This is a genomic window from Undibacterium sp. CCC3.4 (assembly GCF_034347425.1).
GTDB lineage: Bacteria > Pseudomonadota > Gammaproteobacteria > Burkholderiales > Burkholderiaceae_D > Undibacterium.
On record NZ_CP133779.1, the window covers coordinates 3,211,398 to 3,237,520 of the forward strand.

At 54.9% G+C, this 26,123-nt stretch carries 26 protein-coding genes; 7 read left to right on the plus strand and 19 right to left on the minus strand.

Features of this window, described 5'->3' with window-relative positions; translation table 11 throughout:
• Positions 1-19: 19 nt before the first annotated feature.
• The 14 genes from RHM61_RS14405 to RHM61_RS14470 all read right to left on the minus strand — a co-directional run bounded on the left by RHM61_RS14405 (position 20) and on the right by RHM61_RS14470 (position 12,780).
• On the minus strand, positions 20-505 hold the full coding sequence (locus RHM61_RS14405; protein WP_322247990.1) for a dihydrofolate reductase: 486 nt from the start codon (positions 503-505) through the stop codon (positions 20-22).
• Positions 506-517: 12 nt separating this feature from the next.
• Positions 518-1,312 (minus strand): thymidylate synthase, encoded by a 795-nt coding sequence (locus RHM61_RS14410; protein WP_322247991.1) that lies wholly within the window; start codon positions 1,310-1,312, stop codon positions 518-520.
• A gap of 132 nt (positions 1,313-1,444) precedes the next feature.
• Positions 1,445-3,058: a sensor histidine kinase gene (locus tag RHM61_RS14415; RefSeq protein WP_322247992.1), complete on the minus strand. Its 1,614-nt coding sequence runs from the start codon at positions 3,056-3,058 to the stop codon at positions 1,445-1,447.
• A 233-nt stretch (positions 3,059-3,291) separates the two neighbouring features.
• The gene (fdx, locus tag RHM61_RS14420; RefSeq protein ID WP_322247993.1) at positions 3,292-3,630 is read right to left on the minus strand and encodes an ISC system 2Fe-2S type ferredoxin; all 339 of its coding nucleotides are present in this window, start codon (positions 3,628-3,630) and stop codon (positions 3,292-3,294) included.
• 35 nt (positions 3,631-3,665) lie between these two features.
• Positions 3,666-5,531 (minus strand): Fe-S protein assembly chaperone HscA, encoded by a 1,866-nt coding sequence (hscA, locus tag RHM61_RS14425; RefSeq protein WP_322247994.1) that lies wholly within the window; start codon positions 5,529-5,531, stop codon positions 3,666-3,668.
• A gap of 56 nt (positions 5,532-5,587) precedes the next feature.
• Positions 5,588-6,091, minus strand: a complete 504-nt coding sequence (gene hscB / locus RHM61_RS14430) for a Fe-S protein assembly co-chaperone HscB (RefSeq protein WP_322247995.1) — start codon at positions 6,089-6,091, stop codon at positions 5,588-5,590.
• Between the two features lie 9 nt (positions 6,092-6,100).
• Positions 6,101-6,424, minus strand: a complete 324-nt coding sequence (gene iscA, locus RHM61_RS14435; protein WP_322247996.1) for an iron-sulfur cluster assembly protein IscA — start codon at positions 6,422-6,424, stop codon at positions 6,101-6,103.
• A 20-nt stretch (positions 6,425-6,444) separates the two neighbouring features.
• Positions 6,445-6,837, minus strand: coding sequence for a Fe-S cluster assembly scaffold IscU (iscU, locus tag RHM61_RS14440; RefSeq protein WP_322247997.1), 393 nt, complete (start codon positions 6,835-6,837; stop codon positions 6,445-6,447).
• Positions 6,838-6,909: 72 nt separating this feature from the next.
• The gene (locus tag RHM61_RS14445) at positions 6,910-8,163 is read right to left on the minus strand and encodes an IscS subfamily cysteine desulfurase (RefSeq protein ID WP_322247998.1); all 1,254 of its coding nucleotides are present in this window, start codon (positions 8,161-8,163) and stop codon (positions 6,910-6,912) included.
• 15 nt (positions 8,164-8,178) lie between these two features.
• Positions 8,179-8,661, minus strand: a complete 483-nt coding sequence (iscR, locus tag RHM61_RS14450) for a Fe-S cluster assembly transcriptional regulator IscR (protein ID WP_322247999.1) — start codon at positions 8,659-8,661, stop codon at positions 8,179-8,181.
• Positions 8,662-8,797: 136 nt separating this feature from the next.
• On the minus strand, positions 8,798-9,040 hold the full coding sequence (locus RHM61_RS14455) for a VF530 family protein (protein ID WP_322248000.1): 243 nt from the start codon (positions 9,038-9,040) through the stop codon (positions 8,798-8,800).
• Positions 9,041-9,137: 97 nt separating this feature from the next.
• A complete protein-coding gene (locus tag RHM61_RS14460) occupies positions 9,138-10,007 on the minus strand; it encodes a transporter substrate-binding domain-containing protein (RefSeq protein ID WP_322248001.1) in 870 nt (289 codons plus the stop codon).
• A gap of 125 nt (positions 10,008-10,132) precedes the next feature.
• Positions 10,133-11,647: an aldehyde dehydrogenase family protein gene (locus RHM61_RS14465; protein ID WP_322248002.1), complete on the minus strand. Its 1,515-nt coding sequence runs from the start codon at positions 11,645-11,647 to the stop codon at positions 10,133-10,135.
• A 41-nt stretch (positions 11,648-11,688) separates the two neighbouring features.
• Positions 11,689-12,780 carry a saccharopine dehydrogenase family protein gene (locus tag RHM61_RS14470; protein ID WP_322248003.1) on the minus strand — a complete coding sequence of 364 codons (1,092 nt, stop codon included), beginning with the start codon at positions 12,778-12,780 and terminating at the stop codon, positions 11,689-11,691.
• A gap of 145 nt (positions 12,781-12,925) precedes the next feature.
• On the opposite strand from RHM61_RS14470, the gene RHM61_RS14475 reads away from it, so the two are divergent.
• Complete coding sequence (locus RHM61_RS14475) at positions 12,926-13,372, plus strand: Lrp/AsnC family transcriptional regulator (RefSeq protein WP_322248004.1); 447 nt, start codon at positions 12,926-12,928, stop codon at positions 13,370-13,372.
• 5 nt (positions 13,373-13,377) lie between these two features.
• Here RHM61_RS14475 and RHM61_RS14480 read toward each other — a convergent pair whose 3' ends face one another.
• The gene (locus tag RHM61_RS14480) at positions 13,378-13,635 is read right to left on the minus strand and encodes a hypothetical protein (protein ID WP_322248005.1); all 258 of its coding nucleotides are present in this window, start codon (positions 13,633-13,635) and stop codon (positions 13,378-13,380) included.
• Positions 13,636-13,786: 151 nt separating this feature from the next.
• Positions 13,787-13,993, minus strand: a complete 207-nt coding sequence (locus RHM61_RS14485; protein ID WP_322248006.1) for a hypothetical protein — start codon at positions 13,991-13,993, stop codon at positions 13,787-13,789.
• A gap of 171 nt (positions 13,994-14,164) precedes the next feature.
• On the opposite strand from RHM61_RS14485, the gene RHM61_RS14490 reads away from it, so the two are divergent.
• Positions 14,165-16,111 carry a hypothetical protein gene (locus RHM61_RS14490; protein ID WP_322248007.1) on the plus strand — a complete coding sequence of 649 codons (1,947 nt, stop codon included), beginning with the start codon at positions 14,165-14,167 and terminating at the stop codon, positions 16,109-16,111.
• A gap of 9 nt (positions 16,112-16,120) precedes the next feature.
• Here the strand turns inward: RHM61_RS14490 and RHM61_RS14495 are convergent, their stop codons facing one another.
• The 3 genes from RHM61_RS14495 to kbl all read right to left on the minus strand — a co-directional run bounded on the left by RHM61_RS14495 (position 16,121) and on the right by kbl (position 19,803).
• Complete coding sequence (locus RHM61_RS14495; protein WP_322248008.1) at positions 16,121-17,497, minus strand: L-serine ammonia-lyase; 1,377 nt, start codon at positions 17,495-17,497, stop codon at positions 16,121-16,123.
• A gap of 35 nt (positions 17,498-17,532) precedes the next feature.
• A complete protein-coding gene (locus RHM61_RS14500) occupies positions 17,533-18,504 on the minus strand; it encodes an NAD-dependent epimerase/dehydratase family protein (protein WP_322248009.1) in 972 nt (323 codons plus the stop codon).
• 93 nt (positions 18,505-18,597) lie between these two features.
• Entirely contained in the window at positions 18,598-19,803 is a 1,206-nt protein-coding gene (gene kbl / locus RHM61_RS14505) for a glycine C-acetyltransferase (protein ID WP_322248010.1), read from the minus strand.
• A gap of 149 nt (positions 19,804-19,952) precedes the next feature.
• Here kbl and RHM61_RS14510 point away from each other — a divergent pair, with 149 nt between their 5' ends.
• From RHM61_RS14510 to fdhD, 5 genes are all read left to right on the plus strand, one after another.
• Positions 19,953-20,525 (plus strand): XRE family transcriptional regulator, encoded by a 573-nt coding sequence (locus RHM61_RS14510; RefSeq protein WP_322248011.1) that lies wholly within the window; start codon positions 19,953-19,955, stop codon positions 20,523-20,525.
• Between the two features lie 201 nt (positions 20,526-20,726).
• Entirely contained in the window at positions 20,727-22,364 is a 1,638-nt protein-coding gene (locus tag RHM61_RS14515; protein ID WP_322248012.1) for an OFA family MFS transporter, read from the plus strand.
• A 95-nt stretch (positions 22,365-22,459) separates the two neighbouring features.
• Positions 22,460-24,778, plus strand: a complete 2,319-nt coding sequence (locus tag RHM61_RS14520) for an FdhF/YdeP family oxidoreductase (protein ID WP_322248013.1) — start codon at positions 22,460-22,462, stop codon at positions 24,776-24,778.
• A 15-nt stretch (positions 24,779-24,793) separates the two neighbouring features.
• The gene (locus RHM61_RS14525) at positions 24,794-25,207 is read left to right on the plus strand and encodes a hypothetical protein (protein WP_322248014.1); all 414 of its coding nucleotides are present in this window, start codon (positions 24,794-24,796) and stop codon (positions 25,205-25,207) included.
• Positions 25,204-26,037 carry a formate dehydrogenase accessory sulfurtransferase FdhD gene (gene fdhD, locus RHM61_RS14530; RefSeq protein ID WP_322248015.1) on the plus strand — a complete coding sequence of 278 codons (834 nt, stop codon included), beginning with the start codon at positions 25,204-25,206 and terminating at the stop codon, positions 26,035-26,037. Before RHM61_RS14525 ends, fdhD begins: the two co-directional genes overlap by 4 nt.
• The last annotated feature ends 86 nt before the right edge of the window (positions 26,038-26,123 follow it).

A 26,123-nucleotide genomic window follows, 5' to 3' on the forward strand; every position in this document is an offset into this window, starting at 1 on the left:
TGTTGGATTGTTTTATTAATTAAAACTTTTTGGTATAGGTAACAAATTGGTAGTGCAAATCTTGTGTCTCAGCATAGTGCGGGTCGCGCGTCGCGACCTGCCAGTAGGACAAGTCGATGACGGGAAAAAATGCATCGCAGGGATAGGTGGCGGCGATTTCGGTCACAATCAAGCGGTCGGCCAAGGCGATCGCTTGGCGGTAAATGTCGGCACCGCCAATGATGAAACTATCTTGCTCAGCCACTGCGGCACAGGCTGCTTCAAGACTGGCGAACACTTCCACACCCTCGGCATGCCAAGCGCTGTTACGGCTGATGACCATATTGCGTCGTTGCGGCAAGGGGCGGCCAATGGATTCAAAGGTTTTGCGCCCCATAATGATGGGGTGGCCGCTGGTGGTACGCTTGAAATGGGCAAAATCTTCCGGCAAATGCCAAGGCATGGCATTCCCTATGCCGATTCCGCGCTGTTGGTCTACCGCTACGATCAGAGTGATGGAGGACATGCTCATGTGCCCTTACACCGCGACCGGGGCTTTGATGTGCGGATGAAATTCATAGCCGCTGAAATCGAAGTCTTCGTAGCGATAATCAAAAATCGAAGCTGGCTGACGCGCGATCTTCAATTGCGTCAGCGGTAAAGGACTGCGGCTTAATTGCAAGTCAACTTGTTCCAAATGATTGGCATACAAATGGCAGTCGCCACCGGTCCAGATGAAGTCGCCGACTGCCAGTCCGGTTTGTTGCGCAACCATGTGGGTGAGCAATGCATAGGAAGCAATATTGAACGGCACGCCGAGAAAAATATCGGCGCTGCGCTGATATAGCTGGCAAGACAATTTACCATCGGCAACATAGAATTGGAATAGGGCATGACAAGGCGGCAATTTCATTTGCTCAATGTCGGCCACATTCCACGCCGATACGATCAGGCGGCGTGAATCGGGGTTACTCTTGATTTGGCTTATCAGTTGTGTAATCTGGTCGATGTGGCCGCCGTTCGGCGTCGGCCAGTTGCGCCACTGTGAGCCATATACCGGGCCAAGTTCACCTTGCGCATCAGCCCAGGCATCCCAGATCGAGACGCCATGTTCTTTTAAATAAGCAATATTGGTCGAACCGGCCAAAAACCAGATCAATTCATGCACGATCGATTTCAAATGCAATTTTTTTGTGCTTACCAGCGGAAAGCCCTGGCTCAAGTCAAACCGCATTTGATAGCCGAAGGTCGACAACGTGCCGGTACCGGTACGGTCGGTCTTGACGCTGCCGTGGTCACGGACGTGACGCATGAAATCTAGGTATTGGTGCATGGTATTAATTTGTGCAATCGCAGAGCAAAATAAATGTGGCGTAGTATATCCTAATGTCGCCTTTTGCTCGCGCGCTGCGCTGGCGTAAAAGCGCTCAATTTATCTGTTTTTTACAAATTCAAACCACGCCGCCTATCGATGCGAGCGCAAGGGGTCGGAGCTGTCACGGTCGCCAGGAGCGATTAACGGCAGCTTGATTTCAAAGCGCGTTCCTTGCCCAGGCATACTGATGACGCGAATGTTGCCACCCAATACATTGCCGATGATGTTGAAAGTAATGCTCAAACCCAAACCGCTGCCGCCTTGGCCGAATTTGGTGGTGAAAAACGGTTCAAAAATACGATTGATGATTTCCGGAGGAATGCCTTTGCCGTTATCGGTGAAGGTGATCATCACATAGTCGGCATTTTGCTTGGCCGAGCAGCGCATATGTCCTTCACTACGACCTTCCAAGCCATGGATGACGGAATTATTGACTAAATTGGTAAATACTTGGCCCAGCAAACCAGGATAACTATCGAGTTCGATCTCGGCTGGAATGTCAAGTTCCAAGGTGAACGGGGTCTTGCGCAGACTGGAGTGGAGCAGAGCGCTCAATTCTTGCAATACTACCAATAAGCCGAAGCGCCGACGTTGTGCGCTTGATTGATCGACCGCTACCTGCTTGAAGTCACCGACCAGATGCGCCGACTGTTGCAAGCCGCGTAACAGTAGCTTGGTGGAATCGAGCGCGGTGGCGGCGTAGCGGTTCAAATCTGAACGACGCATTTGGCCGTCTTCCACCATTTGCAGTAAGCGGCGCGTTTCTTCTTCGAGGGTACTGGCGACCAGCAGGCAGTTGCCCAGGGGGGTATTCAATTCATGCGCCACGCCAGCCACCATGGAACCCAAGGCGGCCATGCGTTCTACCCTTGCCAGTTCAGCTTGGGCGGTGTTGACATTATGTAAGGCGGCTTCGAGATTGGTGTTGACGCTTTCCAGTTCTTGCGTGCGTTGGCGGACTTTCGATTCCAGTGTGCCTGAGTATTCCAGCAATTGCTGATTTTTGATTTCCAGTTCGCCGAACGAGCGTCTCAATGCTTGCCGCGTCGCTTCCAAACTGGTCGCCAGATGGCCTAGCTCATCTTCCCGGTCAAGTGCAATCGGGTCATTGAGTTCGCCATTGGCGAGGCGGTCTGATTGGTCCATTAGTAACTTGACCGGCTTGACCAAGCGCCACTGCAATACCATCAGGATGAATAAAATCGCCAAGAACAGCGATAGCACCGCCGTGGTTACATAGCGCCGGAAATCGGAACGCAAGCTTTCTTGTAGCAAATCTTCAGCCAGCGTCAGTGTCACTTCGCCTATCACTTGCCCGCCATGGGTGATCTGGCGCGTCATACTGGTGAACGGACCCTTTTGGCTGGCTTGCCGCACATTGTTTTTGATGAATTCTTTGCGGTCCGGCAGGGTAATCACTGCTATCGTTGCCACTCGTGGGTCGGAATACACCACTTCGCTTGAAATATTGGCTATTTCCGGTGTGATTTGCCATAGAGGTTCGCTCAAAATGACCGACAAAATATCAACCAAACGATGATGGTCTTCGGTGTTGCGCGCGCGCGCAGCGATTTCTATGCTGTTGAGATGATACGGAATCAGAATTGCGGCCGGCACGGTTAGACCGAATACCACCGCTAAAATAATCGCCAGCCTGAGCGAGATGTGTGTGCGGGTGGTGTGAAAAATCGTTCTTAACCGCATTGCAATATCCTCGAGCGTCGCTGTTCTGTAGGGTGCTACACCTCATGGGGCCGGTGAGGCCTCGTGCCGGAGTATCCGGTGCGGATTAAGGGCAAATTGTAGGCAATCAAGAAATATTAAGAGGTTTTACCTGTCAGGGCAAGCGATGCTTGAGTTTATGGCTAAATTGCAACATATGTCGGGAAATCTCACCAAATTAGCGCCGGAAAACTGGGGCATTCCGGCGCATTGACTCAATGATTTTCGCGGGCGTGATTGATCGTGTATTTAGGAATTTCTATCGTGATATCTTGTTTACCTAGTTTGACTTGGCAAGACAGGCGCGAATTGACTTCCAAGCCCCAGGCGGCGTCGAGCAAGTCTTCTTCTTCCTCAGTGGAGGCATTGAGTGAAGCTAAACCGGCGCGGATGACCACGTGACAAGTGGTGCAGGCACACGACATTTCGCAGGCATGTTCGATTTCGACAGCATGTTCCACCATGGCTTCGCACAGCGACTTGCCTTCTTCGGCCTCGATGACGGCACCGCTTGGGCAAAGTTGTGGGTGGGGGAGGATGGTTATTGTTGGCATGGTAGGGTCAATTTTTCCGTTAAGTGTCAGGCGTTTCAGGCGATTTCATCGAGCTTTTTGCCGGCCAGCGCGCTGCGCACACTCTGGTCCATGCGGCGTTGGGCGAATTCATCCGTGCCCTGTGCCAGTGCGCTGATGGCGTTCTGTACATTTCTGTGGTCACTGTCTTGCATAGCGAGGCGCACGCTGGCCATCAATGCTTCGATCGTGGCCGCTTCCTGTGCCGAAATCAAATGTCGGTCGGCCGTCAGTGCCGACTGCGTGGCCAGCAGTATCCGTTCTGCTTCGACTTGCTCTTCGCGCAGCGCACGTTGTTGCATATCGCTATCTGCCGAAGAGAAGGAATCTTGCAACATCCGTGTAATATCGCCATCGACCAAACCGTAAGATGGCTTGACGGTAATTGCCGTTTCCACTCCAGAGCGCAATTCGCGTGCCGAGACCGATAGTAAGCCATCGGCATCGACTTGATACGTGATGCGGATGCGCGCCGCACCGGCCGCCATCGGTGGAATGCCGCGCAATTCAAAGCGTGCCAGGGAACGGCAGTCTGACACCAATTCGCGCTCACCTTGGACGATGTGGATCGCCAGTGCGGTTTGGCCGTCTTTGAAGGTAGTAAATTCTTGCGCGCGCGCACATGGAATGGTCGAATTGCGGGGGATGACTTTTTCTGCCAGGCCACCCATGGTTTCGACTCCGAGCGAGAGCGGAATCACGTCCAACAACAGCCAGTCATCACCGGGCGCACGGTTGCCGGCCAAGAGATTGGCTTGAATCGCCGCGCCCAAGGCGACTACTTTATCGGGATCGATATTGGCCAGCGGCGTGGTTTGGAAAAATTCTGCTACGGCTTTACGCACATGCGGCATGCGCGTAGCGCCGCCGACCAAGACGACACCATCGATGTCATCGGCGCTTAAACCGGCATCGCGTAAGGCCTTGCGACATGGCGTCATGGTTTTGACGACCAAGTTCTGCGTCATCTCGGCCAATAAGGCAGCCGTGATTTGCAAATGCACCGATTCGCCGGAATTGAGTTTGGCATCAATCGATGTGCTTGGTTTGGACGAGAGAATTTCTTTTGCCTCGCGCGCCTTGATCATCAAAATGCTGGTGTCTTCATGCGACAAGGGGCCTAAATGGGCTTGCTCGAGTATCCAACAAAACAAGCGGTGGTCGAAATCATCGCCGCCGAGCGCAGAATCGCCGCCGGTGGCCAGCACCTCGAACACGCCCTTGCTCATTTTCAGTACCGAAATATCGAAGGTGCCGCCGCCCAAATCATAGACGGCGTAGGTACCTTCGGAGGCATTGTCGAGCCCATAGGCGATCGCAGCTGCGGTCGGCTCATTGAGCAGTCGCAACACATTGATGCCAGCGAGTTTGGCGGCATCTTTGGTCGCCTGACGCTGGGCATCATCAAAATAAGCCGGTACGGTGATCACCGCGCCGACCAAATCGTCGCCCAAGGCATCTTCAGCTTGCTGACGCAGGGTGGCCAAAATTTGCGCCGATATTTCGACCGGACTCTTGAGCCCGGCCACGGTCTTCAATTGCACCATGCCCGGTTCATCGTGAAAATCATACGGCAGGTTTTCGGCATAGGCGATATCTTTGAGGCCGCGCCCCATGAAACGCTTCACCGAGACGATGGTATTTTTCGGGTCTTTGCTTTGTTCCGCTTGGGCTTTGAAGCCGATGTGCGCATGACCATTGGCCAAGTAGCGCACCACCGAGGGTAGCAGCGAGCGACCTTCTTCATCGTTCAAAATTTCGGGAATGCTGTTGCGGACCGTAGCCACGAGCGAATTGGTAGTGCCCAAGTCTATGCCCACCGCCAGTCGGTGTTGATGTGGGGCAGTAGACATGCCAGGTTCTGAAATCTGCAGTAATGCCATGATCGTGATGTCGTGGATGGCGAGCCATCGGGTTGACGCAAAAAATATGCGCTGGGTTAGTCGTCGAGTGCGGCGATGTCTTGGAGGAATTTTTCTATGAACATGCAGGCACGAATGTGTTCGGTCGCGGCGCTGAAATTACTGTCATCGAAACTGCTTGCCAAGGCCGCCAGCATGGTTTTCAAGCTCGTCGTGAGCTCGGCTTCCAATGCGTGCAAGGCCGCAGTATCGGCGGCGGCACGGGCGTCGTCAAACGCTTCGCGCCATTCGATCTGTTGGATTAAAAATGCCACCGGCATGCTGGTATTGGATTCGGTTTGCAGATCAATACCGTGCAGCTGGCATAAATAAGTCGCGCGCGGCAGCGGTTTTTTCAGCACTTGATAGGCTTCATTGGCGCGGGTAGCCCATTGCATGGCTACGCGTTTTTCCGCTTCGCCGCTTTGCACGAATTTATCCGGGTGTACCTTGCTCTGCACTTCGCGGTAGGCGCGCTCGAGTTGTGTCGTGTCGATAGCATACCGCGCCGGCAGCGCAAAGAGCTCGAAATGGTTTTGCATGCGCGCCTTTTAAATACGGAAGCTCTCGCCACAACCACATTCGTCTTTGACGTTGGGGTTGTAGAACTTAAAGCCTTCGTTAAGACCTTCGCGGGCAAAGTCGAGCTCGGTACCGTCAATGTAGGGCAAGCTTTTCGGATCGACAAATACCGACACACCATGCGACTCGAACACGGCGTCATCGCTGCCGACTTCATCGACATATTCGAGTTTGTAAGCCATGCCCGAGCAACCGGTAGTGCGCACGCCGAAGCGCAAGCCTATCCCTTTGCCGCGGCGTTCCATATAACGGGTGACGTGTTTCGCCGCTTTTTCTGTCAGTGTAATAGCCATGGTCGATCCTTCAAAAATACTTATGCTGCGACGCTGCTGTGCTTGTTTTTGTAATCGAGCACGGCTGCCTTGATCGCATCTTCAGCCAGAATCGAGCAGTGAATTTTAACCGGTGGCAAGGCTAATTCTTCAGCGATGGCGGTGTTTTTGATTTCCAATGCCTGGTCCAGCGTTTTACCCTTGACCCATTCGGTAACCAGCGACGACGAAGCAATCGCCGAACCGCAGCCGTAGGTTTTGAATTTAGCATCTTCGATGATGCCATCGGCACTGACTTTGATCTGCAACTTCATGACATCGCCGCAAGCTGGTGCGCCGACCATGCCGGTGCCAACCGTGTCGTCACCTTTTTCAAAGGCACCGACGTTACGTGGATTTTCGTAGTGATCTAAAACTTTATCTGAATAGGCCATGGTAATGCTCCTCAATAGTGTGATGGTAGGTCCGCGCGCTGCGCGAACCATGTTTTGTGTCAGCTGCGCTGCTTAATGCGCGGCCCACTGTATGCTCGAAATATCGATGCCGTCTTTGTACATATCCCACAGTGGCGAGAGTGCGCGCAGCTTCTCAACCTTGGTTTTGAGCAGGTTGATGGTGAAATCGATGTCTTCTTCGGTAGTGAAACGACCGATCGTGAAACGGATGGAACTATGCGCCAATTCATCGCTGCGACCGAGGGCGCGCAATACATAGGAAGGCTCCAAGCTGGCCGAGGTACAGGCCGAACCGGACGACACGGCGATATCTTTGATCGCCATAATCAAGGATTCACCTTCGACATAATTGAAACTGACATTCAAATTGTGTGGCACGCGCTGCGCCATGTCGCCATTGACATAGGTTTCTTCGATTTCTTGCAAGCCGGTCGCGAGGCGGTCGCGCATGGCGCGCACATGACTGAGTTCGCTGTCCATTTCTTCCTTGGCCAAACGGAAGGCTTCGCCCATGCCCACGCACTGATGCGGTGCCAGTGTACCGGAACGGAAACCGCGCTCATGACCGCCACCATGCATTTGCGCTTCCAAACGCACGCGCGGTTTGCGGCGGATGTACAAAGCACCGATGCCTTTCGGGCCGTAGGATTTATGTGCCGAGAATGACACCAAATCAACCTTGATCTGTTCGAGGTCGATGTCGACCTTGCCGGTTGCTTGCGCGGCGTCGGAGTGGAAAATGATGCCCTTGCTGCGGCACAGTTCGCCGATTTCAGCGATCGGTTGAATTACACCGATTTCATTATTCACCCACATCACCGAAACCAAGATGGTGTCAGGACGAATCGCCGCCGCCAATTGTTCTATCGTGATGAGACCATTGTCTTGCGGTTGCAGGTAAGTCGCTTCAAAGCCTTGACGTTCGAGTTCGCGCACGGTGTCGAGTACGGCCTTGTGTTCGGTTTTGACGGTGATGATGTGCTTGCCCTTGGCTTGGTAAAAATGCGCCGCGCCTTTGAGTGCCAAGTTATTACTTTCGGTGGCACCGGAAGTCCAGACGATTTCGCGCGGATCAGCATGCACCAGCGCGGCGACGTTAGCACGCGCCTCTTCTACCGCGGCTTCCGCATCCCAGCCATACATATGGCTGCGTGAAGCGGGATTGCCGAATTGCGCGCGCAAATACGGAATCATTTTATCGGCGACGCGTGGATCGACCGGCGTGGTGGCCGAGTAATCCATGTAAATCGGGAAGTGCGGCGATTTGAGCGTATCGAGCAAGCTTTTTTCCAATGGTGCGTTCATTCTGGACTCCAAATATCAAGAGGCGATGTGGCTGGTATGCGCATGGTGCATGACCACAATCTGGTTTTCTGCGGCTTTTTGTTTCTGTTGATTGACCAAGTCCTGCAGAGAGACGGAATCGAGGTAATCAACCATTTTGGCGTTGAGCGTCGCCCATAAATCGTGGGTCATGCAATGCAAGCCATTGATGTGGTCGGTGCCGTGGCAATTGCCTTTGCCGCCACATTGAGTGGCATCGAGTTGTTCGTCAACGGCGATGATGATGTCGGCCACCGTGACTTGCTGCGCTTTGCGTGCTAAATGATAGCCACCGCCCGGACCACGCACCGATTCAACGATTTCATGGCGACGTAATTTGCCGAACAATTGTTCGAGGTAAGACAAGGATATATCCTGCCGTTGGCTGATGCCGGCCAGCGTCACAGGACCTTTGTCCTGGCGCAATGCCAGATCGATCATTGCCGTGACGGCGAAACGTCCTTTGGTAGTAAGGCGCATGGTGTGCTCCGAGTTGCCTGAGGCGGAAAAGACTGCTTACGCTGAGTTGTTGAGCGATTTAGTCAAGTATAGCAAACTTGAGTAATTTTGTCAGGCATAGCCATTTTTTGAATGCTCGCAGGTCGAATCGGCTCAATCAGCTCTGTAAATACCATTGTTCGACCTTGCTTCTGGCCCAAGCGGTCTTGCGCAGGAAGCGCAGGCTGGACTTGATGCTGGGGTCATGTTCGAAACAGCGAATCGGAATTCTTTGCGCCAAGACCGACCATCCATGCTGCTCCAACAAGGTGGTCAAGATGGCCTCCAAGCTGATACCTTCCAGGCTTTTTACGCGTGTTTGCGGTGGGGTCATCGCCAGGTCAGAAAGAGGATTGGTCATGAAATTGCTGTGTTGCATAAGTATGGAACGCAATTTTAACGCTATTCCGAGTTTTGTGTCGGCACGGCATTAGTCTGATTCGCCTCTGCCTCCCAATTTAGGGTTGCACCCAAAGTTCGCTGCGATTCAGCGGCAATTTGTTGCGCGCAATCATGGGATTGGGTAATTCGATAATGCTTCTTTGTCGGATATTCGCTTTGTACAAGATATCGCGATAATATTTTTGAAATAGCTTATCAAAATCACCACTAACTATCAGACTCTCCAAAGCAGTGCGTAAATCCGCCGCGAACTGCGCATGGCGCGGGCTGACGAAAAAATACTCGGCGCTGTCGTAGTGCAGCACGATAGCTTGGTCGATGACGATACCTTGCTCGCGGTGCTCATCGAATTCTTGCCAGACCTCAAAAATAGCGCGTGGAAAGTAGTCGAAACGGGCGGCCGCCAGCATCGCGAACAGCGGCTCATAGGACGAGGCTACACTAACAGGCAAGCCGCTGTGGCGCAAAATTGCCGTATCGGGCCAGTCGTGCACCTGACCCGCGCTGAAATGCTGTAAATCTGCCAGCGATTTCACATTCTTAAACAAATCTTTATCGTTTTTTCGCAACAAAGCGATGCGCCAACCCAAGGCACCCTTGTCGATGGGAATGCGGATGGGAATGAGTTGGGCTTCACGCTGCTCGGTCGTCATGGTCCAGATGAGGTCGAGCTTGCCCTTGGCTGACGCGGTTTCATTGATGAAGCGTGTTTGCGGATAAGTGAGCTCGCTGGCGACTAAATGGTACTTGCCCGGAAGCTTGTTCATTGCGGCTTGGAGCAATTCCAGCACGTAGTCCGCATGCCTGTCATTTTTTGTCGAGGTACGCGGATAACGTATTGTTTCGCTGGCCAGCGCTGCTGTGAGCCAGAGTGTCGTGATGATGGCGCAGATAAGACGGCAGCAGGAAGCGCAACGGTGACTCATCAGGATTGCTCGCTGGTTAAGGTGATGTGGGGCAAGGGCCTGTCAATTTACCACGTTCATACAAAAAAAACAGCTGACGCACCCTTCGGTGTGCCAGCCAGAACTACGCTGCTTTGCTTGTGAGATTACACGATATCGAAACTGACGCCCTGTGCCAAGGGCAGGGCATTGCTGTAATTAAAGGTATTGGTGGCGCGGCGCATGTAGGCACGCCATGCATCGGAACCCGATTCACGTCCGCCGCCCGTCTCTTTCTCGCCGCCGAAAGCCCCACCGATTTCAGCGCCAGACGGACCAATATTGACATTGGCGATGCCACAGTCACTGCCGAGTGCCGAAACGAAGTATTCGGCTTCGCGCAGATCGGTGGTGAAAATGGCGGAGGACAAGCCTTGTGGCACCTCGTTATTCCAGGCGATCGCTTGCTGCAATTCATGGTAACGGACGATGTAGAGAATAGGTGCGAAGGTTTCATGGTGCATGCCTGCGCTTTGTTGTGGCATTTCCACTAAAGCCGGCCGCACATAGTAGCCGGCTTCGCAGCCCGGTACGCTGACCCGCTCGCCGCCGCTGCAATGGCCTTGTTCCGCGCTAGCGCTGCTGAGCGCAGTTTGCATGGCGGTATAGGCAGCCTGATCGATCAAGGGGCCGACCAAGTTGCCGGCCTCAAAAGGGTTGCCAACCGGTAAAGCCGCATACACATGCTTGAGGCGTGGAACCAGTGTGTCGTAGATGCTGTCATGAACGAACAGTCGACGCAGTGTGGTGCAGCGCTGTCCGGCCGTGCCGACGGCGGAGAAGGTAATGGCGCGCACCGCCATTTCCAAATCGGCGCTGGCAGCGACGATCATGGCATTATTGCCACCCAATTCGAGTATGCTCGGTACCAGTCGTGTGGCGCACATGCTCGCCACTTGGCGTCCCATGCGCGTGCTGCCGGTAGCGCTTACCAGTGCCACGCGGCGGTCTGCCACCAATTGCGCAGCGCCGGCAGCGGTGCCGATCAATACCTGTGTCAAGCCGACCGGGGCATCGCTGCCGAAGCGTGCCAGGGCCCGTTCGAACAAGGCCTGCGTGGCCAGCGCGGTCAGTGGGGTTTTTTCTGAGGGTTTCCAGATCACGCTGTTGCCACAAACAATGGCCAACGCCGCATTCCAAGCCCATACCGCGACCGGAAAATTAAATGCCGAGATCACGCCAACCACGCCACGCGGGTGCCATTGTTCCATCATGCGATGGCCCGGACGTTCCGAGGCAATCGTCAAGCCGTACAATTGACGCGACAGACCGACTGCGAAATCGCAAATATCGATCATTTCCTGCACTTCGCCCAAACCTTCTTGTACAATTTTCCCCGCTTCGAGCGTGACGAGGTGGCCGAGTTCCGCTTTGTTTTGGCGTAACTCTTCTCCGAGCAAACGTATCAGTTCGCCGCGGCGTGGTGCCGGCACGCTGCGCCACGTGAGGAAGGCGCTGTGCGCTTGGGCGACGGCGGCGTCGATTTGGTCGGCGCTGTCGGCGCGCAAGTTAGCCAGCAGGGTGCCGTTGATCGGCGAAATACTCTGCACATCGGTGCCGGCACGGGCCGCCAAAGCGATGCCGAAATGGGCCAGTAAAGTGGGTAGGGAGGATGGATTCATCGGGTAGCCTCATCAGTACATTAAAACAGCAGGAGCGCGCATCAAATGGCGTAGTAGCGGCCGAAACGGTTGGACAGGAAATCGCTGAGCTTGGCTTGCTCTTGGCGCACCAAGCCGTGCTGTGGCAGCTTCCCGCTCAGCACTAAGTCAACCATGGTGCAAATTCCAGCCGCGGTGGTTAATTGTATCGCTGAGAGTAACTGAGCATTGACTTCTTGTGCGTAGATTTTTTTCGCATACGATTCCTGTTCGAGACGGCCTTGGCGCATGCCGACCACGCTGACAAACACCAGCACCACATCTTGCTTGGTCATGGGGATGGAGGTTTCGAGTACATCTTTGAGTATCGGTCGACGTTCGAGTTTGCCTAATTCCAAGTCGCGAATGAGCATCTTGACGATGTCGCGGTGCCCCGGATAGCGCACGGTTTTGTAATTGAGATTCTGTACTTTGCCCTGTAAGCTTGCACATAAAGTGCCGAGGCCGCCCGAGGTGTTGAAGGCTTCGTAATCTATGCCATCGAGCGAGAAATGTTCGATTTCTTCGAGCGCCGCAGTTTCGCGTAATTGTCCATCGACAATCGCCTCGCAAGGATTGCAATACTCATTGATCAAGCCATCGGTGCTCCAAGTCAGATTGTACTTGAGGGCATTGTTGGGGAAGGTCGGCAAGGCACCGACGCGCATGCTGACGTCACGCAAGCTGTCGAAACCGAGAGCAACATCGTTGGCAACGATGGAGATGAAGCCCGGTGCCAGCCCGCATTGCGGTACGAAAGCGCAATCGGCCCCTTCGGCCAGTTGCTTGACGATGCGGGTGCTTTCTACATCTTCGGTTAAATCGAAATAATGCGAGTTGGCCGCGCGGGCAGCGCCGGCGATGATGGGTGTGAGGAAATACGGGCAGGCCGACAGCGTGACTTGATGGCCGCGTATCAGTTCGGTGACGATTTCTTGGTCGCCGAGGTCGGCCTGCACGATGCGGGTACGCGGAAAGCCGGCTTGCTCCACATATTTCAAACGTTCGGGGTCGCGATCGGCGACGGTGATGTCATAATCGCCAGTATGTGAAAGCAGATTGAGGATTGCATCCCCGATTTTCCCTGCGCCTAGCAAAATGAGCTTGGTTGCCATTTTTATCTCCCCGGTTATTGTTGCAAAAAGAAATCATTAGCTAGTCTATGCCCAAGTTCTGTCAGATAATAGTGTCGAAATTATCGTCAATATGGCTTACTAGGGTACAAAATGACTCAAATTTACGACAAGGTGTAGCGAGGCAATGAATCGAGAACTGGATGAGATAGATAAAAAAATCCTGGCTTTGCTCATCGATGATGCGCGTTTGCCGGTGACGGTCATCGCCCGGCAAGTCGGGGTAGCACGCACGACGGTGATTGCGCGCATTGCCGCGCTGGAAAAGTGCGGCATGATCGTCGGCTATGCGGTGAAGTTGAATCAGAAAGCCTTGCAGTCGGCGGTGCGCGCCTATGTGGGCTTGTCGGTGGAAACCAAGTATGCGGCGGCCTTGATACGCTACTTGCAAAATTTACCGGAAACCGAAACCTTATGTGCGGTGTCGGGGGTGATCGATTACATGCTGACCTTGCGCTGCGATACCACCGCCACACTCGATGCCTTACTCGATCAAATCGGTGCCATGGATGGCGTGCGACAAACCTCGACCTCGATTATCCTCAGCAAGCGCATAGACCGCGCGGCCGGGTGAGCTATTCAACTATTGCTGGAAATAAGTTCAGGCGATGTTATTTTGTTGTCGAGCGGGAGTTTCGGATCGCCGCTGTGATTACTGGCGGCGAAACCTGCTTTCGATTGCTGCAGAATTTGCCAATGTACCGAGGCGCGATCGACGCCGCTGCGGTCCAGTGGTGCTGGCAATTGCGCTGCCGATTGCGCTTGCTTGGCCGTGGTGGTGGCGTCACCCTGAGCCGCACTCAGCAGTTCGCGCGAGGTCGGTGGCAAGGAGCTCATGGCCGACGCGTGGCTACAGAGTAGTGTCGCCCAAAGCGTGGCCGTAAAGCGTGATCCAAGTGTTACAGAGTGCTGTGACATAGTTGCCCGCTGGTAAAAAGTGCTGTTGCTTGAATATTGTACGAATGTTGTCAGTATGGTGTCATCAAGCTTAATTTGCTGCAATGGAATTTTCGCGCAAATTATGCTCGTGGTCGTAAGCAATTTTTTCTTGTTCCGTCATTCTTGCTGCTGTTATTGTGACGGTAGCCAATGCGGTGCTCGCTGCCGGCTTCGCTGATTGCACACCGAGCACTATGGTAGCAGCAATTGCGACGATACTTAAGCAAGTGAGGGCGGTTGAATGGAAAGTTTTCATGTGAAGCTCCTTGGTGAGGTTGGTGCTGCTTGGTTGTGCTGCGATGAAGCTACTTTATCCAAGCGCGCCATGCTCTGCCATGCCTATGTGATGAATTGCGTGAATCGCGGGATGAACTGCATTTTTGGTGGCAGTGACAGTTGAAAATTCAATTCGATAGGACTAGTTGAGATGATAACCAAGCGCACGTTGTTCGCTTGCTTGCTGCTGTGCGCTACGGCGGCACAAGCACAATTGCAGAGTTGGGGTAGTTATCCGCCTCTGCCAGGACTCAGCGCCGGCAGCACGCCAAGCGCCGAGGCACCACTGGCCATGTTAGAGCAGCGCCAAGCGCCGGCCGTCTCCAACTGGCTGGGGCAACAGGATGTCTTGAGTCGTGCGGTGTTGGCACGTTTAGCCGCGCGCACGGCGCTGGCGGCACGTTTGCAAGCCTTGGCGCAAGCAGTTGCTCAGCCGGCGCTGATGCTGGAGTGGCCGGAGTCTATCGTGTATGCACTCAGTGGTAACGATGGACGTAGTCGCGTGCTGCTGCGCCAGCAAAACACCGGCGCCGAACGGGTGCTGTACATCGCCGCGCCGGAACAGCAAATTCTGGCGCTCGTGCTGGCACCGGAGCGCGATAAATTGATCGTGGTCGCGCGCAGCCAGACAGTTGGCAAACAGGCTTACCTGGTCGCGCTCAGCGATGCCAATGCCGATGTTGACGTCATCAGTGGCTTGCCGCCGACTTCAGTCGCGGCACAAGACGTGTGCTGGAGCAGTGATGGCAAGAGTGTGTTTTATCGGAGCTGGCGCAGCGGCAAAATGGAGTTGCGCCGTCACGTGCTCGGCCAAGCACCCGTCAGCGATCGTTCTCTGCTTGAAGGCAGTGAAAAAATGCTGCAGCTCGCAGCCGCTGACACACTGACACTGAGTCAGACGCCGGCTTCCAACTTCGCCTTGTTAACGCAACAGTCGGCGGCTGGGCGCAGCTACTTCTTGAGCCAACAAGCTGGCTTACAAGCAGCGAAGGCCAGTTGGCAGCAAGTGGCGACGCCGGCCGATCAAGTTGTGGCGGCCACCGAAAGCGCTGGCATGCTGTATTTCGTCACAGCGAAAGGCCGGTCTCCCACGCGAATAGAACAGCTGGACTTAAGGATGCCGCAATTACAATTGCGCAAGGCCAGCATTTTTCTGAAGAATAGCCAGTTCCCCATCGAGGCCTTGGTAGTCAACAAGGACGCGCTGTTTTGGCACACTATCGAAGCTGGCGTCAGTCATTTGTATCGCGCTCCATTAAAAGGCGCAAGCAAGGACGCCAGCGAAGAAGTGAGTTTGCCCATTGCCGGCAAGTTGAGTGAGTTGGCGCTGGCGGCGGATGGCGTGTCGCTGCAATTTCGACTGGAAGGCGGCAATGTGCCGGCGCTCACTTATCGTCTGACGGCGGATCGGCAATTGCTGAGTCAACAATTGCCGGGTCAGGTAGCTGGCGTTTTTCCTGGATTGGAAAGCAAAAGCATCGAGCTGCCGGCTGCTGATGGTGCCAAGTTATTGTTGACGCTGTATGCTGCTCCGGAGCTACAGCTTGACGGCAGTCATCCGCTGCTATTGATGCCTGTGCCAGTCGGCATAGATTTCGACCCGACCCGTTTGGCATGGATAGAACGCCAGGGTGTTGTGGCGCTGCTGGCTGAACGCGTGCCGGCCCAGCCATCCCAGCGCAGTGCCGACATCATTGCGGCAGCAAATTATTTGATTCGCGCCGGCTACACCGTGCCGGCCCGCTTGCTGGGGCAAGAAACGCGTCCCGGGCAGACCGGCTTGATCACTGCGGTGTTGCAGCGACCGGAATTGTTTGCCGCTGTCAGTCTGGCTGATCCTGAACTGGCGCAGTCTGGTGGCAAAGCTAAAACCACTTGGCCTTACCAAGCGCTGCGCGGTGGGCTCGGCTATCCGGCTATCTTGTTTACGCTCGCGGAACCAGTTAGTCCAGCCACCCTCAAGCTGGTGGCCGGTTTGCAGATTTTGAGCACGAGCCGGCAGAAACCGGTGTTGTTGAGTACCAAGGCAAGCGCGGCCGACAACTGGGCCTTCTTACTCTGGCAAGCAGGCGACAAGACCATGGGCCTCATGCCTTGATGTGTCGCTTCAGCAGGCCGCGTAATTCACCGTCACGACATGAATAGCCAAACCGCCCAGCGAAGTTTCTTTGTACTTGACTTGCATGTCTGCGCCGGTTTGACGCATGGTTTCTATGGCATCGTCGAGCGTTACTTTATGGCTGCCATCGCTGCGTAATGACAGCGATGCGGCCGTGATCGCCTTGACCGCCCCCATGCCATTGCGTTCTATGCAGGGAATTTGCACCAAGCCACCAATCGGGTCACAAGTCATGCCGAGATGATGTTCGATACCGATTTCTGCGGCCGCTTCGATCTGGGCATTGCTGCCACCCAAGGCCGCCGTGAGGCCCGCCGCAGCCATCGCGCACGCTACACCGACTTCGCCTTGGCAGCCGATTTCGGCACCAGAAATCGAAGCGTTTTTCTTGCACAACATGCCGATCGCCGATGCAGCTAACAGAAAAGTGCGTATCCCTTGCTGTGGATTACTGGGTTTGCAATCTTCTGCGTAATAGCGCAACACCGCCGGAATAATACCGGCCGCGCCATTAGTTGGGGCCGTCACTACGCGTCCGCCGGCGGCATTTTCTTCGTTGACGGCCATGGCATACAAGCTCACTCGGTGCAGCCCGTCATGCGGTAACACATCGGTGGTTTCATTGGCAGTGCGCCATAACTTGGCGGCGCGGCGCTGCACATGCAAGCCGCCTGGCAATTCTCCGCTGGTTTGCAAGCCACGCGCGATGCAGCTCTTCATCACTTGCCATAATTCATCGAGGCCGGCATCCAACTCTGCTTCGCTGCAATGGGTCGTCTCGTTGGCGCGCAACATGGTGGTGATGCTCAGACCGGTGCGGCTGCCATGGGCCAGTAATTCTGCCATGGTGGCGAAAGCAAATGGCAAGACGCTGGCGCTGGTAGCGACCGGCGCTTGTGCCAACTCGTCGGCCGAGTAAATGAAGCCGCCGCCGGTCGAGTAATAAATCTGTTCTTCGACGCGACCATCGCGTCGTGTCAGCCGGCAGCGCATGCCATTCGGGTGGCCGGGCAAGACTTCTTTCTTCAACCACAACAGGTCTCTGCCCGCATCAAAATCGATGGGATACTTGCCTAGCAGATACAGTGTATGACTGCTGTGGAGGGCGGCGATTTTTTCATCGATGGTTTCCGGTGCAATCTGTTTCGGTGTTTCACCCATGAGCCCAAGCAAGACCGCCTTGTCGGTAGCATGGCCAATGCCAGTCAGTGCCAGCGAGCCGTATAACGCCACCTCGACCTTGCTGATCTCTTCCGGTGCCAGCGCTTCTTCTACAAAGCGGCGCGCGGCCAGCATCGGGCCGACCGTGTGGGAACTCGATGGACCCACGCCTATTTTAAATAAATCGAATACACGCATATCCATCGTTGGTCTCTTTGTTTGGTATTGGCTTGCGCAGCTTATGCTGCTTGGCTCAGTTCCGGCTGACTGGGTTGAACATGTTTGAGCATATCGCTGACCAATTGGTTCAGATCGATTTGCGCGTGCCAGCCCCAATCTTGGCCGGCTTGTTGGTCGTCCAAGCTTTGCGGCCATGACGCCGCGATCGCCTGACGGCTGTCCGGTTGATAGTCTATGTCAAATTTCGGCAAATTTTGTTTGATTGCAGCGGCCAATTGGTGTGGATTAAAGCTCAAGCCGGCGACATTATAGGCCGAGCGCACCGTCAATTTACTGGCGTCGGCTTGCATGAGCGAGATCGTGGCGCGAATCGCATCGGGCATGTAAATCATCGGCAAGGTGGTGTCGGCAGTGAGGAAGCACGAGTAAGTTTCGCCGCGCAAAGCAGCATGGAAAATAGCGATGGCGTAATCGGTGGTGCCGCCGCCCGGGGGGGATTTATAACTGATGATGCCGGGATAGCGAATGCTGCGCACATCGACGCCGTATTTGTCGAAATAGTATTCGCACAGGCGTTCACCGGCCAGTTTGCTGATACCGTAAATCGTACTCGGGTCCATCACCGTATATTGTGGTGTATTGATGGCCGGTGTGTTCGGGCCGAAGGCGGCAATCGACGAGGGCCAGAAAATTTTCAAAGGCTTACCGGCCGCGCCACGCAGGCGTGCTAACTCCAAAATATTGAGTAAGCCATCCATATTCAATTCCCAGGCCTTGAGCGGGGCTTTTTCTCCGGTCGCCGATAACAGGGCAGCGAGCTGATACACTTCGGTGATGTGATACTGCTCGACCACCGCTGCGAGGCGGGCAGGATCGAGCACATCGATTACTTCATACAAGGCCGCGCCATACAGGCTGCGCGGTGTGATGTCGGCGGCCACGACATTGGCCGTGCCATATTGCAGCGCCAAGGCTGCGACCAATTCACTGCCGATCTGACCATTGGCACCGATGACTAAGATTTTTTCCATGTTGTTTTTCCCTGAGTGGTGACTGTATGAGTAACCAGTTGTTTTTATTATAATCTTCTAATGCTGTTTTTGTTGATTTGAATCACTTTTTTATCAGGTGATCAAGCCGAGCTCGCGACCGGCCTTAGCAAACGCCGCCAAGGCGGTATCAAGCTGCTCTGTGCTGTGGGCAGCCGACAACTGCACGCGCACGCGCGCCTGCCCCATAGGCACGACCGGATAAAAGAAGCCCGTCACCAAGACGCCGAGTTCATATAAGCGCGCCGCGAATTGCTGTGCCACCGGCGCATCAAACAACATCACCGGTACCACCGGATGGGTGCCGGGTTTGATGGTGAAGCCGAGCGCGGCGATTTCGCGGCGGAAATGCGCGGTATTGGCATGCAAGCGGTCGCGCAAATCGGTCGAGCTGGCCAAACGCTGCAACACCGCCAGCGAGGCACCGGCGATCGAGGGTGCCAGTGTGTTCGAAAACAAATACGGACGTGATTTTTGGCGCAAGGTATCGATCACTTCTTTGCGTCCGGCAGTGAAGCCGCCCATCGCGCCGCCGAGTGCCTTGCCCAGTGTGCCGGTGATGATATCGATGCGACCGAGTACGCCGTGGTGTTCGTGGGTACCGCGCCCGGTCGCGCCCATGAAACCGGAGGCATGGCATTCATCGATCATCACCAAGGCATCATATTGCTCGGCCAAAGCGCAGATACGGTCGAGTTGAGCGATGGTGCCATCCATGGAAAACACGCCGTCGGTAACGATGATGCGATGCCGCTGACCGGCTGCCGCTTGTAATTGTGCTTCCAGGTCGGCCATATCATTATGTGCATAGCGATAGCGCGCGGCCTTACATAAGCGGATGCCATCGATGATGGAAGCGTGGTTGAGGGCGTCTGAAATGATGGCGTCTCGTTCATCGAACAAAGGTTCAAACAAGCCACCGTTGGCATCGAAGGCGGCCGCATAGAGAATGCAATCTTCGGTGCCGAGAAAGCTCGCCAGCGCTTGTTCCAATTGTTTGTGCACAGTTTGGGTGCCGCAAATGAAGCGTACCGACGACAAGCCGTAGCCATATTGTTCGGTCGCGGCAATCGAAGCCTGTACCATTGCTTCATCACCCGACAGACCAAGGTAATTATTGGCGCATAAATTGATTAATTCGCGGCCGTCGTCGCAGCTGACGAGTGCACCCTGGCGCGAAGCCAGCACGCGTTCCGGTTTGTACAAGCCCTCAGTACGCAATTGCGCGAGATTATCGGCGAGATTGCTGATGAAATGTTGTCTGGATGCGGACTTGCTCATGATTTCTCCGTAATTGCTGTAGTGTAAAGAGCTCTGCTGCTACACTATGTTTAAGTGAATTCCCGAAAATGAATTTAAATTCGATATCAAGAACTGAATTTCGATATATCGAATATTAATCGTACTTTTTTAGTGATGCAAGCTACTTTATGAAAAAAAATCCGCCCAATACGCCACCCGAAGTCGGTGCGACGCTACAGAAAATGCGTCTGGAACGTGGTTTGACACTGGAAGATTTGTCGCGCACAGCCGGGGTTTCCAAGTCCATGCTCTCGCAAATTGAGCGCGAAAAGGCGAATCCGACCATCGCCGTGGCTTGGCGACTGGCCAATGCGCTCGGAGTCAGCATGGCTGAATTACTGTCTTCGGAAGCGCCGCAACGCGACGCCATACGCTTGCTCGAAGCGCATGAAACCCCGACTTTGCCGGGCGAGCATGCCGGCTATGTCTTACGCATCTTGGGGCCGATGGAATTGGCCGGTAAATATGAATGGTATGAATTGAGTTTGTCTGCCGGCGGTGCTTTGGTGTCAACGTCGCATGACCCGGGTGCGGTCGAACACCTGAGTGTTTTGCAAGGAAGTATAGAAGTCGAAGTCGAAGGCTTACGCAAAAAAGTCAAAGTCGGTGCTACCGCACGCTATGAAGCCGATAAAAATCACGCCATCCGCAATATCGGCAAAACTGACGCCAAGGCATTGTTGGTGGTGATACACCGTTGAATCGACCGGTTCGAGCCCGATATACCCCTGCAAGCTGCTCGGTTATGCTGCTTATTGGCGATTTTTCAGCATCTGACTATTGCTAATTCGCAATAGAACAAACACAATAGAATGTTAAATATTGATAATTCGCCGACGCCGTCGTGCGAATTGCTCAATTGCAGCTTTTTCTATTTTGTTTTCCGTAAAGGTCAGTCGTCGATGTCTCAATCTGCATTAAGTTGGTTTGCCAAAGAACGCACCGTGGCCGGTGCCAATTTCAACCGTTGGTTGGTGCCGCCGGCGGCACTGGCAATTCATTTATGTATCGGCATGGCCTATGGCTTTTCGGTATTTTGGTTGCCCTTATCGCGCGCGCTGGGTATCAGCAGCCCCTTGGCGTGTCCGCAAGAGATGGGTTTGCTGGCCGAATTATTCACCAGTCAATGTGACTGGAAAATTTCCACACTGACCTGGATTTATACCTTATTTTTTGTCTTCCTCGGCAGTTCGGCCGCCCTGTTTGGTAAATGGCTGGAACGGGTCGGTCCGCGCCGCGCCGCGTTTGCCTCGATGTTGTGCTGGTGTGGTGGTTTGGTGATCGCCGCCGCCGGCATCTACCTGCATCAAATGTGGTTGATGTGGTTGGGGGCCGGCGTGATCGGCGGCATAGGCTTAGGGCTAGGTTACATTTCGCCGGTATCGACTCTGATCAAATGGTTTCCTGATCGTCGCGGCATGGCCACCGGCATGGCGATCATGGGTTTCGGCGGCGGTGCCATGGTTGGCGCACCCTTGGCCGATTATCTGATGCGCTTTTTCGCGGATCAAAGCGGGGTAGGGGTGTGGCAAACTTTTCTGTGCATGGCGCTGATCTACTGCGTCTTCATGACCGCCGGTGCCTTCGGCTATCGCGTGCCAGCGACTGGTTGGAAGCCGGTCACTGCGGCAGGTGCTACGCCAGCGGCATCGAATAAAATGATTACCCAGCGTCATGTCCATCTGGAGCAAGCCTGGAAAACGCCACAATTCTGGCTGATCTGGGCCGTCTTGTGCCTCAATGTTTCGGCCGGCATCGGCATTCTCGGCATGGCTTCGCCTTTGCTGCAGGAAATTTTCGGGGGTAAATTACTGGGCGTCGATCTGACGTTCAATCAACTCTCGATTGCGCAGAAAGCCCAGATCGCCACCATCGCCGCCGGCTTCACCGGCTTGCTCTCACTGTTTAATATCGGTGGCCGCTTCTTTTGGGCGACGTGCTCTGATTACATCGGCCGTAAAGCCACGTATTTCATCTTCTTCGTCTTGGGCTTCGTACTCTATGCTGCCATTCCGAGTACCGGCAAGAGCGGCAGCCTGGCCTTGTTCGTGTTATTTTTCTGTATTATCTTATCGATGTACGGCGGTGGCTTTGCTACCGTGCCGGCATATTTGGCTGACATGTTCGGCTCCCAGATGGTCGGTGCGATTCATGGCCGTTTGTTGACAGCTTGGGCCACCGCCGGTGTGCTCGGTCCTTTGCTGGTAAGCTATTTGCGTGAGTATCAATTGGCCCACGGCGTCGCTAAGGCCGAGGCTTACGACATCACCATGTACATCTTGGCCGCCATGCTGGCGCTGGGCTGTGTCTGTAACTTTTTTGTGCGGCCGGTGGCGGAAGATAAATTCATGAGTGAGACTGAACTCATGAATGAGCGTGGTCTGGCGCACGAACGCAATGCCGCCCCAGTCGCGGCGACAGCGCCGGCCGGCGCAGCGAGCGGTTTGTTCAGTGTGGTCTTGGCTTGGGGTGCCGTTGGCATTCCTATGGCTTGCGGTATTTTCTTGACCTTGCAAAAAGCGCTGATTTTATTTAAATAAGCGGGCGCGGTAAAACAACTTGTCAGATTTTTGAAGAAGCAGTTGGCGCAGTTCGCTGCTGCAACTGCGCTGAGTAAGCATGTACAGAGGCGGTCATGAGTAAAAAGGTAGTCCAGGTTTACAATCGTCCGGCCGGCGGCTGGGGCGCGCTTAAAAGCGTGGCGCAACAAATTTTTGAGCAAGGCATACCGGGCAAGGGTGCACGTACCCTGTTGTCGGCCAATCAGCCCGATGGCTTTGATTGTCCTGGCTGCGCCTGGCCCGATGCCGATCACACCTCGACCTTCGAGTTTTGCGAAAACGGTGCCAAAGCGGTGGCGGCAGAATCGACGGCGCGGCGTGCTACTGCCGATTTCATCGCTGGTTTTACAGTAGCGCAATTGTCGGAACAAAGTGATCACTGGCTAGAGGCACAGGGGCGCTTGACCCAGCCGCTGCAATACGACCGCCAGAGCGATAGCTATCAAGTGATTTCCTGGCCGGCCGCATTCGAGCTGATGGCCATGCACCTGCATGCCTTGCCGTCGCCGCATGATGCGATTTTTTATACTTCTGGTCGCACCAGTAATGAAGCGGCTTTTCTGTACCAATTATTCGTGCGTGAATTCGGTACCAATAATTTTCCCGATTGTTCCAATATGTGCCATGAGCCATCCGGCTTGGCCATGCGCAGCGCGATCGGCACTGGCAAGGGCACGGTACTGCTCGATGATTTTCAAAAGACCGATGCCATTTTCATCTTTGGTCAGAATCCTGGTACCAATCATCCGCGTATGCTGGGTGAATTGCGCGCGGCATCCAAACGCGGTGCCGCCATCGTCGCCTTTAATCCGCTGCGCGAGCGCGGCTTGGAGAAATTTCAAAACCCGCAAGATTTAAGCGAAATGCTGGGCGGGCGGGCGACCGCGATTTCCTCTCAGTATATGCAACTCAAAATCGGCGGCGATCTGGCTGCCGTCAAAGGCATCATCAAAGCTGTGCTGGAAGCCGATCTGCTGGCCCAGGCTAAAGGCACGCCACGCTTGCTTGATCTGGACTTCATCGCCGAGCACACTGCGCATTTCGAGGTGTTTGCCGCCGATGTGTTGGCCGAACCGTGGTCGGTGATTTGTACTGAGGCCGGGCTGGAACGCAGCGAGATCGAGATGGCGGCGCAGACTTATCTGCGCGCCGGCAGTGTGATCGCCTGCTGGGGCATGGGCATCACCCAGCACAAGCATTCGGTAGCGACGATACAGATGATTATCAACTTGCTGCTGTTGCGCGGCAATATAGGTCGGCCCGGCGCCGGGGTCTGCCCGGTGCGGGGGCACAGCAATGTGCAGGGCGACCGCACTATGGGTATCAATGAACAACCGAGTGCGGCGTTTTTGGCGCGTTTGGGCGAAGTGTTCGATTTCACGCCGCCACAGCAAGCCGGCTTTGATACGGTGGCGGCGATCCACGCCATGCTGGCGGCACCGAATAAAGTATTTTTTGCCATGGGCGGCAACTTTGCCAGCGCCACACCCGATACCGAACTCACCCATCGCGCCTTGCGTCAGTGTGCGTTGACTGTGCATGTCACCACTAAACTCAACCGCAGTCATCTCGTTTGCGGGCGCGAAGCGCTGATTCTGCCTTGCCTCGGACGCACCGAAATCGATATCCAAGCCAGTGGCCCGCAGTCGGTCACGGTGGAAGATTCGATGAGCATGGTCCATCTGTCGGCCGGCATCAATGCCCCAGCTTCCCCGCATTTGCTATCGGAAACCATGATCGTGGCGCGCTTGGCGCACGCGGTGCTGCAGGGCCGTAGTAAAACCGATTGGCTGGCGCTGGCGGCTGATTATGATTTGATACGCGATAAAATCGCCGCCGTTTTCGATGATTTCGCCGACTTCAATGCCCGCGTTAAAGTACCGGGCGGCTTTCATTTGCGCAATCGTGCGGCCGAACGAATTTGGCAAACTGACAATGGCAAAGCCAGCTTCCATGCCCACGCCGTACCGACTGATTTGCCGATCCATCAAGCGCGCCGCACACACAGCGGTCCGGTATTCAATCTGGCGACCATGCGCTCGCATGACCAATACAACACCACCATTTACGGTTTGAACGACCGCTATCGCGGCGTCTTCGGTGAGCGTCGGGTCGTCTTCATTAATCAACTCGATATCGATGCACTGGGCCGTACTGCCGGTGATTGGATCGACCTCGAGAGTGTGGCAGACGATGGCGTGCGCCGCCAAGTTCAACGCTTCATGCTGGTGGCGTATCCGATTCCACGCGGCTGTTTGGCGGCGTATTTCCCCGAAACCAACGGTCTGGTGGCGCTCGACAGTTATGCCGACGGTGCCCGTACACCGACCTCAAAATCGATCCCGGTACTGATTACGCCGCATCTGCCAAAAGCCTCAATTCCTGCCGACTGAAACCAAGAAATCGCCATGCCCTTGCAGATTTTTGAACAACTTAATGGATCGTCGCAAGCGACGATGGAAAAGACTCTGGAAGGGGTTTGCATCCCCTCCCATCGCGTCGCTCCTTCGTCGCTCACCGGCCTGAAGGCCGGGGTTTCAAACCCTAGTCAGATTTTTGATGATGAACAAAGCCAGATGCATGTGTTTGCCATGACCATCCTGGCTGCCTTGTTGGCGCAACCAGAGCCTCTGTCCGCGCTGCGTTTGAGTAAGCGCCTGGGCGTGCGTTTGAGTACCTTGTTGCGTTGTTTGGCGTATTTGGGCAGTGCCGAAATTGCCGGACAGCCGGGCTTAGGGTGGGTTGAGAGTGAGCGCGACGGCGAACGACTGCTGCTAAGCCTGACTGCCGCCGGCCGCGCCGCGTGTGCGTGTCGTTCGTGACGGCAGCAGAACGCATCGCTGCCGCCAGCCACCTGGTTGAGTTACAGCGGCACACGTACACGGCCGCGCCGGCACCGCTCAGTCGCGAACGGGTCGCCGCCGAAGTGCCGATTGCCTTGGTCTACAATGGCATCAGCCACGCAGTGATGATGGCGACCCCGCTGGACCTGGCCGACTTCGCCATCGGTTTCAGTCTGAGTGAACAGATCGTCGAGCGGCGCGCTCAAATCTACGACAGCGTCATCGTGCCGCTAGCGAACAGCAGCGTCGGTGCGCTTGAGTTGCGCATCGAGATCGCCGCCTCCTGCTTCGCCCGCTTCAAACAGCAGCGGCGCGCCCTGACCGGTAACAGCGGTTGCGGTTTGTGTGGCGTCGATAGCTTACAAAGCTTTGAAGTGCCGCTGCCGCAGGTCAGTGCCAGCGCACCTGTCAGCAAGGCGGCACTGGCACGTGCTTGGCAAGGCTTGAGTGCCCAGCAGTATCTGCATGGTGTGACCGGGTCCATGCACGCGGCGGCTTGGGCCGATGTTAACGGAGACATCGTCTGCTTGCGCGAAGACGTAGGTCGTCACAATGCGCTCGATAAATTGATCGGCGCGCTCGCGCTCAGCCCTGCGCGCGCGCCTGGTTTTGCCATCATGAGTAGCCGCGCCAGCTATGAATTGCTGCAAAAAGCAGCGCGGGCCGACATCGGCTTATTGGCCACCGTATCGGCACCGACTGCACTGGCCATCAACATAGCCGAACGTGCCGGTATCAGTTTGCTCGGCTTCGTGCGCGAGCGTGGCTTTGTCGTGTATGCCGGGGCAGAGCGCTGGTGTACCGAATGAAATACCGAAAGAAATCGGCGGGCACCGAATTAACGTGGGTTTTGCGCTGCTATAATAGGCAAAAATCCCTATTTAATTTTGTGAAT

Bases quoted from the DNA above. Each gene is read 5' to 3' on its own strand.
- RHM61_RS14520 (WP_322248013.1), top strand. From the start codon at position 22,460: ATGAGTAAAAAGGTAGTCCAGGTTTACAATCGTCCGGCCGGCGGCTGG.
- RHM61_RS14470 (WP_322248003.1), bottom strand. From the start codon at position 12,780: ATGGCAACCAAGCTCATTTTGCTAGGCGCAGGGAAAATCGGGGATGCA.
- RHM61_RS14515 (WP_322248012.1), top strand. From the start codon at position 20,727: ATGTCTCAATCTGCATTAAGTTGGTTTGCCAAAGAACGCACCGTGGCC.
- RHM61_RS14480 (WP_322248005.1), bottom strand. From the start codon at position 13,635: ATGAGCTCCTTGCCACCGACCTCGCGCGAACTGCTGAGTGCGGCTCAG.
- iscA (WP_322247996.1), bottom strand. From the start codon at position 6,424: ATGGCTATTACACTGACAGAAAAAGCGGCGAAACACGTCACCCGTTAT.
- RHM61_RS14460 (WP_322248001.1), bottom strand. From the start codon at position 10,007: ATGAGTCACCGTTGCGCTTCCTGCTGCCGTCTTATCTGCGCCATCATC.
- RHM61_RS14445 (WP_322247998.1), bottom strand. From the start codon at position 8,163: ATGAACGCACCATTGGAAAAAAGCTTGCTCGATACGCTCAAATCGCCG.
- RHM61_RS14475 (WP_322248004.1), top strand. From the start codon at position 12,926: ATGAATCGAGAACTGGATGAGATAGATAAAAAAATCCTGGCTTTGCTC.
- RHM61_RS14405 (WP_322247990.1), bottom strand. From the start codon at position 505: ATGTCCTCCATCACTCTGATCGTAGCGGTAGACCAACAGCGCGGAATC.
- RHM61_RS14510 (WP_322248011.1), top strand. From the start codon at position 19,953: ATGAAAAAAAATCCGCCCAATACGCCACCCGAAGTCGGTGCGACGCTA.
- RHM61_RS14455 (WP_322248000.1), bottom strand. From the start codon at position 9,040: ATGACCAATCCTCTTTCTGACCTGGCGATGACCCCACCGCAAACACGC.
- fdx (WP_322247993.1), bottom strand. From the start codon at position 3,630: ATGCCAACAATAACCATCCTCCCCCACCCACAACTTTGCCCAAGCGGT.
- hscB (WP_322247995.1), bottom strand. From the start codon at position 6,091: ATGCAAAACCATTTCGAGCTCTTTGCGCTGCCGGCGCGGTATGCTATC.
- hscA (WP_322247994.1), bottom strand. From the start codon at position 5,531: ATGGCATTACTGCAGATTTCAGAACCTGGCATGTCTACTGCCCCACAT.
- RHM61_RS14500 (WP_322248009.1), bottom strand. From the start codon at position 18,504: ATGGAAAAAATCTTAGTCATCGGTGCCAATGGTCAGATCGGCAGTGAA.
- RHM61_RS14495 (WP_322248008.1), bottom strand. From the start codon at position 17,497: ATGGATATGCGTGTATTCGATTTATTTAAAATAGGCGTGGGTCCATCG.
- RHM61_RS14485 (WP_322248006.1), bottom strand. From the start codon at position 13,993: ATGAAAACTTTCCATTCAACCGCCCTCACTTGCTTAAGTATCGTCGCA.
- RHM61_RS14410 (WP_322247991.1), bottom strand. From the start codon at position 1,312: ATGCACCAATACCTAGATTTCATGCGTCACGTCCGTGACCACGGCAGC.
- iscR (WP_322247999.1), bottom strand. From the start codon at position 8,661: ATGCGCCTTACTACCAAAGGACGTTTCGCCGTCACGGCAATGATCGAT.
- RHM61_RS14415 (WP_322247992.1), bottom strand. From the start codon at position 3,058: ATGCGGTTAAGAACGATTTTTCACACCACCCGCACACACATCTCGCTC.
- RHM61_RS14465 (WP_322248002.1), bottom strand. From the start codon at position 11,647: ATGAATCCATCCTCCCTACCCACTTTACTGGCCCATTTCGGCATCGCT.
- RHM61_RS14525 (WP_322248014.1), top strand. From the start codon at position 24,794: ATGCCCTTGCAGATTTTTGAACAACTTAATGGATCGTCGCAAGCGACG.
- kbl (WP_322248010.1), bottom strand. From the start codon at position 19,803: ATGAGCAAGTCCGCATCCAGACAACATTTCATCAGCAATCTCGCCGAT.
- RHM61_RS14490 (WP_322248007.1), top strand. From the start codon at position 14,165: ATGATAACCAAGCGCACGTTGTTCGCTTGCTTGCTGCTGTGCGCTACG.
- iscU (WP_322247997.1), bottom strand. From the start codon at position 6,837: ATGGCCTATTCAGATAAAGTTTTAGATCACTACGAAAATCCACGTAAC.